Consider the following 9,529-nt stretch of genomic DNA (forward strand, 5'->3'; position numbering starts at 1 on the left):
GCCTAGGAAAATCCAAGTAAAATAAGAGAAAATATCATTAACATATTGTCTTATCTTATATTTTTAAATTTTCATCACGTTTTGAGAATCGGTCGATAGCTTATATATAAAGAGGATAATCAACACAACTCTAAAGTCAGAATGTAAAAAGTTTTCTAAGCTATAGAAGTCGAACATTGTAGTAAAATCAGCCAGACAACTCTTGCTCAAAACTAAAAATATCACTAAAAGGAAGAATTTAGCGTTAACATGAAGATACAGTTACATAAAGGATATTAACTGTTTTTGCCAATTGGGTTTACAATGAAAATAATCTGAATACCCAGCGAATTGTAATTTTTTAACATTGCCAAATCTCTGCAAAGTTTTCATTATAGCGCCACTGTTTGCTATATGCTTTCTACGTCAATTCAAAGAAATTATAAATAGTAATGTAGAAAATCATGCAATAATAAGCAGAGTTTGCAGACATCTTGCAAACAAACCACGATACTTTTTAATTGGAGCACGCTGGATGAGTTCGACCATTTTGGTTATTCATGGACCGAATTTAAACTTGCTTGGGAAGCGCGAACCGGAAGTTTATGGTCACCTTAGTCTTGACGATATTAATCAGCAGCTGATTGCTCAGGCTCAACAGGCTACATTACAACTTGAAACTTTCCAGAGCAACTGGGAAGGTGCCATTGTTGACCGAATTCATCAAGCCCAGCAAGACGGCGTTCAATATATCATTATTAATCCGGCAGCATTGACCCATACCTCTGTTGCTGTTCGCGATGCCCTTCTTGGCGTTGCAATCCCTTTCATTGAAGTCCATCTGTCTAATGTGCATGCACGCGAGACATTCCGACATCATTCGTACTTGTCCGATAAAGCCATCGGCGTGATCTGTGGTCTAGGTGCAAAAGGCTATGCCGCTGCTCTCGATTATATCATTGAAAAAATACAACCTTCTACACAATCTTAATTAGGAATACTGTCTCATGGATATCCGTAAAATCAAGAAACTCATCGACTTGATGATTGAATCTGACTTACAGGCGATCGAAGTTAAAGAAGGCGATCAATCGATTGCATTAACTCGTCGTAATCCAGTGGTTGCAGCAGCTGTTCCTGCGATGCCTGCACCAGTAGCCGAAGCGCCCGCAGCAAAATCTCCTCGCGGTGCAGTTGAAACTTCACCAATGGTTGGCGTGTTCTATGCAGCACCAAGCCCGGGTGAACCGACATTTGTCAAAGTTGGCCAAACCGTTTCTGCAGGCGATACGTTGGGTATTATCGAAGCAATGAAAATCATGAACCCGATTGAAGCAACTCAAAGCGGTGTGATTGAAGAAATTCTGGTGAAAAATGGTGAAGTGATTCAATTCGGTCAACCACTTTTCCGCTACCGCGCTTAATCATCCCGGGGATTTATAATGTTGCAAAAAGTTTTAATTGCAAACCGTGGTGAGATTGCATTACGCATCACCCGGGCTTGCAGAACTTTAGGGATCAAAACTGTAGGTGTCTATTCTGACGCAGACAAGGACCTGATGCATTTACGTTTCTGCGATGAAGCAGTATGTATTGGCCCTGGTGCGAGCAGTGACAGCTACCTGAATATTCCTGCGATCATTACAGCTGCTGAAATTACTGGCGCAGATGCCATCCATCCTGGTTATGGATTCCTCGCTGAAAATGCTGAATTTGCTGAAATCGTAGAAAATTCTGGTTTTATCTTTATTGGTCCACGTCCGGAACATATCCGTTTAATGGGGAACAAGGTTTCTGCAATTACTGCCATGCGTAAAGCAGGCGTGCCGACTGTACCTGGTTCTGCCCATGCAGTGACTCCCAACAATGCCATGGCTGAAGCGAAAGAGATTGGTTTCCCGCTGATTGTAAAAGCTGCTTCTGGCGGTGGTGGTCGTGGTATGCGTATCGTCGAAAATGTCGATACCCTGCTCGAATCTGTTCAGGCTGCCCAGCGTGACGCAGAAATGTGGTTCGGTGATGACACGGTCTATATGGAACGTTTCCTGCAAAAGCCACGTCACGTCGAAGTACAAGTACTCGCTGATGGTAATGGCCACGCGATTCATCTGTATGATCGTGACTGTTCGCTACAACGTCGCCATCAGAAAGTACTAGAAGAAGCACCAGCACCGAACTTACCAGAGCAAGCACGTGCTGATATTCTAGAAGCTTGTGTCAATGCCTGTAAATTGATGCAATATCGTGGTGCAGGTACATTCGAATTCCTGTTTGAAGATGATGAGTTCTTCTTCATTGAAATGAATACGCGTGTTCAGGTTGAGCATCCGGTGACTGAAATGGTTACGGGTATCGATATTATCGAACAGCAATTACGTATTGCTGGTGGTTTAGGTCTCGATATTCAGCAAGAAGACGTCAAGGTTCTGGGACATGCGATTGAATGCCGTATTAACGCAGAAGATCCATCGACCTTCTTGCCTTCACCAGGCAAGATTGAAAACTTCTATGCACCAGGTGGTGCAGGCATCCGCCTAGATTCACATGTCTATCCAGGCTATAGCATTCCACCGTATTATGATTCGATGATTGCTAAACTGATTGCGCATGGCAAGGATCGCGAAACCTCTATTTCTCGAATGAGAAATGCTTTGGAAGAAATGATTTTGACTGGCGTTAAAACCAATATTCCTTTGCATAAAGATTTAATCCTTCAGGATAAAAACTTTTGCAAACAGGCAATGGATATTCATTATCTGGAAAAACATTTGTTAAAGCAGCTTGAAGGTGCTGAAGACAAAGCTTAAATCAAAGCTCATAAAAAACCGCTGTCATTCAGCGGTTTTTTATTGTTTGCAATTTAAGGCAATACGCGTCTGAGCACGGCAAAACATTGCTCGGCTTTTTCATTGGCGCAGAAGTTAATGGTATAAGGGTTTTGCCATTTCACAAAATATTGCGAAATTTCACCAGACTGATCCATCTGATTGCCTGAACAGTCTTTTTCATTATTGTCATATTTTACTTGCAGAATTAGCGCCGGAATCTGCTGCGAAGGATCCTGTGCCGGCTGGTAGTCATACAGCCCTGACGTCCACTCATCGCCACTTTTAATCACCACATTATTATTACCTTTAAAATTATAATATTCGATACATTTTTTATTATTCGGGATTTCCATTCCCCACAATCCGACAATTTCCGGACGGGTTTTCACGGTAAATGTATTTGGGATTTCAGTAGCTTTAGCAGGAGCATTCGCTGGTTTTTTATTTTCTGTCGCCATTAGCCAAGTTGAGCTCATGAGTAAGATAAGGCTAAGACATGTTTTTTTCATATTTACCGGCATCTTGTTAACAATTGATTCTAAATTATCATATTTTTGGGGATCGTGTCCCGCTCTAACGTAATTTCAATACAGAATCAGAAATTATTTATCACATTGTTTAAAAACATGGATTTCTTTTCTGACTTTTTTTGTATATATTTCGTATATAAGAATCTTAATAGTTCGTATTAATAACAGATTAATCAAACAATAAAATTATATTTTGGGTCAAACTTAGTTGCTGAACAAAGTGGTCATTCACACTTAGAAATTTGAATAGGATTTTAAATTTGCAATTAGCTCTTAATCTTGGCATTCCCAAGAATAAAAGACATGCAGTATTTATTTAAAAATCGTCGTCAAAAACGTAATTACTTCAGCTATTTTTTACCTGCATCTTCGGTAGTGGCCTGTGTCATCATTACCAATATTTTTGCAGGCCCGGGCGCAATGCTCTACCCTCTGGCTGCACTGATCTGGGCTGCTTTGACCTATCGCCTGTTTACCATGACCATGATCAACGCTTTTGTGATTATCCTGACCTATTAGAGCCTGACGCAGTTTTATGCCACTAATCACACCATCCTGGCAGACTCTACGATTTATATTTCGCTCCGGATCGGGTTGTTTATGCTGGCCTTATCTCCACTCATACTGTGTATTATTAGCTAAAACCGCAATGAGCTGTTTAAACGAGTCTTGTATTTGGCCAATCACGATAGTCTAACGCGTACCATGAATCGTCATTTTTTCTTTCAGAAAGGTGAATATTTGCTGCAATATGCCAAGACGATGGAATTTTCAGTCATCATGCTGGATATTGATTATTTCAAACGCCTGAACAATCATTTTGGCCATCATGTTGGTGATAAAGTCTTACAACACTTTGCACAGATTGTACGTAACAATTTGCGTGCTCAAGATCTGTTTGCACGGATTGGTGGAGAAGAATTTGTCCTGCTACTCTGGAATACCGAACCATCAGAAGCACGTCTTATTGTAGAACGGATTCGTGATCTGGTGGAAAAACCCCCAATGCATCAATCAGATGGATCGCCCTTGTATATTACTGTGAGTGTGGGCATCATCAAAATGAATCGCAGGCCCAAGACCTGCAAAACCTGATCAATATTGCAGACCAAGCCTTGTATCAGGCCAAATATCGTGGGCGTAATCAAGTGTTGCTTGCATCTTAAGCCCAAATCATCTACAACCTTGAAACAGCAGCAACGCTAGGGAATGGCAATGAAATTTGAAGAATATCTGCAATATGATGGTTTAGGACTGGCTGAACTGGTCGCCAATAAACAAGTACATTCAAGTGAACTTTTATCTGCTGCCCTGGAACGTAGCTCAATTGCCAATCCCGAGCTAAATGCAATTATCATCCCGATGCATGAACACGCGTTAAAACGTAGCCAGCAAAATCTGTCTGGCCCTTTTGCCGGTGTACCTTTTCTGGTCAAAGACCTGTTTCAGGAATATGCAGGCTATCCGACTTCTTATGGCTGTCAGGGTTTAAAACGGATCGGTTATATCGCCGAGACCAATGCCGAGATTGTCAATCGCTGGGAAAAAGCCGGAATTGTGACCTTTGGACGCACCAATACGCCTGAATTTGGTATTAAAGGTATTACTGAACCAGATGCCTGGGGTAGCTGTAAAAATCCGTGGAATTTGCAGCATAATAGTGGCGGCTCTTCAGGGGGTTCGGCTTCTGCTGTGGCAGCCGGAATTGTGCCAATTGCGGGTGCTGGTGATGGTGGTGGCTCGATTCGCATCCCTGCCTCCTATTGTGGCCTGTTCGGTCTGAAACCGAGTCGTGGCCGTACGCCTTGGGGACCACAAATGAGTGAAGCCATGCATGGCGCCGCGATTCAGCATGTATTAACCAAAACGGTGCGTGACAGTGCTGCAATGCTGGATGCTACTTATGGTGAAGATCATAGTTCACTGTTTAAGATTCAACGTCCTCAGCATCATTATCTGGATGTGATTCAGCAGCCACCCAAGAAGCTGAAAATCGCGTTTAGCACTTATTCTACGATTGGCACACTTGTCTCCCAGGATGCGATCAATGCCATCGAACAAACAGCCAAACTTTTAGAATCTTTGGGCCATGAAGTGGTCGAAGACCGCCCAGCCATTGATGGCATGCAACTGGCCAAGGATTTTATTACCACCTGGTTTAGCCAATTTTCATTTATGCTGAATGAAATCCAGAAAGGCTATCCGTCTAAATCAAATGATTTTGAACTGGACTCTTTAGCCTTGGCAGCTTTTGGGGCTAAAACCAGTGCGATTGATTATATCCAGAACCTGAATAACTGGGGTCAGTATGCAACCCAGATGAATCATTTCTTTGATGATTATGATCTGTATTTGACGCCTGCAACGGCGACAGTAGCTCCGAAAAATGGTGAGGTCAAAACCCCTACTTGGCAAAAACCAATTTTAAAAGCTTTATTAAATGTGGGTAAAGCACATTTGCTGGCACAAGGTAAACTGGTCGATAGGATTGTAAAAGAAAATCTGAAATGGGTACCCTTTACCCAGCTCGCCAATATTACCGGCCTTCCGGCGATGTCGGTACCGCTGTACTGGAATGAACAGAACCTGCCACTCGGTTCACAGTTTATTGCGCCGTTTGCCCGTGAAGATCTCCTGCTACAACTGGCAGCCCAATTGGAACAGGCACAACCGTGGTTTGGGCAATACGCCAAAATCCGTATTTAATACTGAGATGATATTTTCAAGCCTGTTTTTGCAGTTCGACTTTATTTGGCAATCCGAAAATCAATAACAAGCCAAGCAAAGTCGATGCTGCAGCAGCGATAAAGATAGATGCACCGCCTATTTGATCCCAATAATAACCAGCAAGAATACTACCGCTTGCTACCCCGATACCCCACATAGTGCTATAAAGAGCCTGTCCACGCCCCTGCTGTCCAGCTGAGAAATTCTGGAAAATCACCCGCATTGCGATCATATGAAATAAACCAAAACTTAAAGCGTGAATCGTTTGAGCAAAAAACTGTGCCATGAATGAAACAGGAAATACCCCGACGATTAACCATCTTAATCCAGTCATTAATAAACATAAGATGACCAGATGACGCCATGACCAGCGTGTCAGAAAGAAAGTCGCATAGGCAAACATGAGTATTTCCGCAATGACCCCGACTGACCAGAGCAGCCCAATCTGGCTGGTGCTAAATCCCGCCTGACTGAGATAATTGCTATAAAAACTATAAAACGGCGCGTGTGAAAATAGCAGAATCAATTCAATCAGGAAAAAGCTATATACGACTGGGCGTTTGAATATCGGCCATAGGGGTTCGAGCTGTTTCTGGGCGGTAGGTGCTTTAGTTGGCTCTTTAATGGTAAATGACCAGAGAAAGGCCAAAAATGAAATACACAGCAACAAAACTGGCAGCATACTAATGCTAATAATTTCAAAAATGGCGCCCAAGCCGAATACACCGATAATAAAGCCGACTGATCCCCATTTTCGTACTTTGCCATAGAGTTCTGCTCTTTTTTCCCCGAGCCAGAACAAGGTCACGCCTTCAAACTGAGCCAGAATGGCATTCTGAAAGAAACTAAAAATCAGCATCAGTAAAGCTACAGATTGAAAGCTATTCGGAATGATAAAAATCATGAACCAGATACAGGCTTCCATCCAGGTGGCAATACGTACCAGCAGCATGCGTTTACCAGACTTGTCTGCAATCCAGCCCCAAATTAAGGGAGCAAAAAAGCGGGTAACAATCGCAATAGAAGATAAAATGCCAATTTCCTGGTAATTGAAGCCCTGATCTTCTAGATACAGACTCCAAAAAGGCAAGAACGCTCCGACAATCGCATAGTAAAAAAAGTAAAATCCACTGAGTCTATGCTGGATTGCTAGAACTGGCATTGATTTATATATCCTAATGTTTTCAAAATTTTAAACTCAATAAATTTCTATAGCACTGTATTCGACGACTCTTGATTTTGCTACGAGCATCTCGCATTAGTCTAAAAATAAATTTTCATAAGTTTATGGATAAATTTTGCTAAAGTAAAAAACTCTGTGTTGAGTTAAATTAAAGTAAGAACATAAATCGGCTTCTATATTGAGCACACAATAAAGACTAGAAACATTTTTAGAAAGGAGTTAGAGGGACTTAAAATCTGAAGATCAATAATTACACAGACATGATCATTATTTTATGGCTAAAGTATGTCCAAAGAATTTTCAGATCATAGGCTAAAAAATTAAAACTAACTCTAGCTTTATAGCAAGGAGAAAATCAATGTCTAACTTTATAAGACCTCTATGCTCGGGTCTAGCCTTCCTCCCTCTAATGGCAATAAGTATTTGTAGTACTACATACGCTAATGCTTCCCCTATAGCATCTAACTCTCCAAAAGATGACATTCATCCCAATATAGATCATCATTTAAGTGAAAGTCTTTATCCTGATGAAGCAAACATAGCTGAAAAAATCGCAGATATAATTGAGATATCGATTCGGAAAGTGTATTCCACAGGTATCGCATTACGTGATGCCCATCCCAAAGCACACGGTTGTGTACGTGCAGAATTCAAAGTAGATGAAGCTCTTCCCAAAAACTTGGCTCAAGGTGTTTTTCTTCCTGGAAAAACATATCAAGCCTGGATTCGTTTCTCTAATGGTTCTAAAGATGCCCAACAAGCAGATATTAAAAAAGATGCCCGTGGCATGGCGATAAAACTTTTGGCAGTACCGGGAGAAAAGCTTTTAGATGATGAAACCTCTACTCAAGATTTCATTATGATCAATCATCCTGTCTTTTTTGTGAATGATCCAGTCCGATATATGTCATTTATGCAAGATATAAATAGCGATAGATTTTTCAATAAGCTCCATATTCCTTTTGCATTAGGAGCTAAAGGAACCTGGATTGCCTTGAATACGAGAAATAAAATTTCTAATCCTTTGCAAACTAGATATTGGTCTATGGTGCCCTATCAATTAGGAATAGGCACTGATCGTCAAGCTGTAAAGTATTCAGCTCAAGCATGTTCGACAGTGATAGACCCTCTTCCACATGCTCCCCATCATAATTTTCTAAGAGAAAAACTGCGCAAACATTTGCAAAAAAGTGAAGCATGTATGGAGTTTTTGGTACAGCCTAGAACATCAAACACCATGTCAGTCGAAGATTCCATGACTGAATGGCAAGAAAGTGAGGCACCTTTCTACAAGGTCGCAACTATCCGCATTCCTCCCCAAGTTTTTGATACGCCTGACCAAAACAAGTTTTGTGAAAACCTTTCTTTTACACCATGGCATACCCTACCGGAACACAAACCTTTGGGAGTAATAAACCGAATGCGAAAAGTGATTTATGATCGTATTAGTGAGGTTAGACATGATTTGAATTCTACTAACAGATCAGAACCACATTAAAATATAAGTGCTTATTTGAAGTTATCAGCTAAACTAAAATAACCTGTTGAACTGCTCATTAGCCTTAACTTAAAAGCTTTAGTTTACAAACTTTGTGCAGAGTTAATTTAGAAACATAAATAAAGCTGCTACATTAAAAATGACATTATAAAAAGGAAAATGGTTTCAGTGATGAAAATTAAACCTCCTATTATTAAATTGATAATGAGCTGTTTTATGTTTAGGTTCAACATATGCAATAGCCTCTTCTCCACTTCCCGATAACAGCAAAATCTAAGCATCTCATATTTCGGAAAAAATACCGGGTACAATATTATCTATACAAGAACAAAATACTGATCTGTTTACGAATGCCTCACAACGTTTCTTAATCAATTATCGCAGTCGTGGCACAAAATCCGAACCCATCGTCACTTCAGGCTATATCTTATTACCTAAAGGCAAAGTCCCTAAAGGTGGCTGGCCTGTTCTGGCTTGGGCACATGGTACAAGGCGAGAAAGATCAACTGGTCGATTATCGTGGTACTTATGCTTACTACCAGCAAATATGTACGAAGCAGAAATCTATCGCCTACCATCTAGTCAAAAACGGAGATCATCGTGATTCCTTAAGACAGAGTGAATTTCTGAGTGGAAACTTTATCAATTCAGTTGAACAAGGGAAAGCTTTGAGCACCTGCCCTACAAAATAACCCGGCGAGCTTTTGCATTTAATCATTAAAAACTCAAATATTTTAATCTTCATATTTATAGAATAGTCCTTTAAAGGAGCGCTATTCTATAA

General features: G+C 40.8%; 7 protein-coding genes and 2 pseudogenes. 7 read left to right on the forward strand and 2 right to left on the reverse strand.

From position 1 onward, the window contains the following. The first annotated feature begins 514 nt into the window (after positions 1-514). Genes aroQ through accC form a run of 3 tightly spaced genes read left to right on the forward strand, consistent with a single transcriptional unit; the run spans position 515 to position 2,786 of the window. Positions 515-970, forward strand: coding sequence for a type II 3-dehydroquinate dehydratase (aroQ, locus tag WAK81_RS08300; protein WP_422196438.1), 456 nt, complete (start codon positions 515-517; stop codon positions 968-970). A 16-nt stretch (positions 971-986) separates the two neighbouring features. Then, entirely contained in the window at positions 987-1,403 is a 417-nt protein-coding gene (locus tag WAK81_RS08305) for an acetyl-CoA carboxylase biotin carboxyl carrier protein (protein ID WP_422196439.1), read from the forward strand. An 18-nt stretch (positions 1,404-1,421) separates the two neighbouring features. Next, positions 1,422-2,786, forward strand: coding sequence for an acetyl-CoA carboxylase biotin carboxylase subunit (accC, locus tag WAK81_RS08310; protein WP_216934165.1), 1,365 nt, complete (start codon positions 1,422-1,424; stop codon positions 2,784-2,786). A 53-nt stretch (positions 2,787-2,839) separates the two neighbouring features. Here accC and WAK81_RS08315 read toward each other — a convergent pair whose 3' ends face one another. Next, positions 2,840-3,283: a hypothetical protein gene (locus WAK81_RS08315; RefSeq protein ID WP_422196440.1), complete on the reverse strand. Its 444-nt coding sequence runs from the start codon at positions 3,281-3,283 to the stop codon at positions 2,840-2,842. Between the two features lie 327 nt (positions 3,284-3,610). Between WAK81_RS08315 and WAK81_RS08320 the strand changes: the two are divergent. Together WAK81_RS08320 and WAK81_RS08325 are read left to right on the forward strand one after the other, a co-directional pair. Then, positions 3,611-4,503: pseudogene (locus WAK81_RS08320) on the forward strand (GGDEF domain-containing protein); the annotation flags it as partial. Positions 4,504-4,552: 49 nt separating this feature from the next. Further along, positions 4,553-6,043: an amidase gene (locus WAK81_RS08325; RefSeq protein WP_422196441.1), complete on the forward strand. Its 1,491-nt coding sequence runs from the start codon at positions 4,553-4,555 to the stop codon at positions 6,041-6,043. A gap of 16 nt (positions 6,044-6,059) precedes the next feature. Here WAK81_RS08325 and WAK81_RS08330 read toward each other — a convergent pair whose 3' ends face one another. After that, positions 6,060-7,226, reverse strand: a complete 1,167-nt coding sequence (locus tag WAK81_RS08330) for an MFS transporter (RefSeq protein WP_422196442.1) — start codon at positions 7,224-7,226, stop codon at positions 6,060-6,062. Between the two features lie 379 nt (positions 7,227-7,605). Here WAK81_RS08330 and WAK81_RS08335 point away from each other — a divergent pair, with 379 nt between their 5' ends. Continuing rightward, positions 7,606-8,745, forward strand: coding sequence for a catalase family protein (locus WAK81_RS08335; RefSeq protein ID WP_422196443.1), 1,140 nt, complete (start codon positions 7,606-7,608; stop codon positions 8,743-8,745). A 159-nt stretch (positions 8,746-8,904) separates the two neighbouring features. After that, positions 8,905-9,437 (forward strand): annotated as a pseudogene (locus WAK81_RS08340) (hypothetical protein). Positions 9,438-9,529 lie beyond the last annotated feature (92 nt).

The sequence above is a fragment of the Acinetobacter sp. genome (genome assembly GCF_049284435.1).
GTDB lineage: Bacteria > Pseudomonadota > Gammaproteobacteria > Pseudomonadales > Moraxellaceae > Acinetobacter.

Coding starts and splice junctions, on each gene's coding strand:
- accC (WP_216934165.1), top strand. CDS start 1,422: ATGTTGCAAAAAGTTTTAATTGCAAACCGTGGTGAGATTGCATTACGC.
- WAK81_RS08325 (WP_422196441.1), top strand. CDS start 4,553: ATGAAATTTGAAGAATATCTGCAATATGATGGTTTAGGACTGGCTGAA.
- WAK81_RS08335 (WP_422196443.1), top strand. CDS start 7,606: ATGTCTAACTTTATAAGACCTCTATGCTCGGGTCTAGCCTTCCTCCCT.
- WAK81_RS08315 (WP_422196440.1), bottom strand. CDS start 3,283: ATGAGCTCAACTTGGCTAATGGCGACAGAAAATAAAAAACCAGCGAAT.
- aroQ (WP_422196438.1), top strand. CDS start 515: ATGAGTTCGACCATTTTGGTTATTCATGGACCGAATTTAAACTTGCTT.
- WAK81_RS08305 (WP_422196439.1), top strand. CDS start 987: ATGGATATCCGTAAAATCAAGAAACTCATCGACTTGATGATTGAATCT.
- WAK81_RS08330 (WP_422196442.1), bottom strand. CDS start 7,226: ATGCCAGTTCTAGCAATCCAGCATAGACTCAGTGGATTTTACTTTTTT.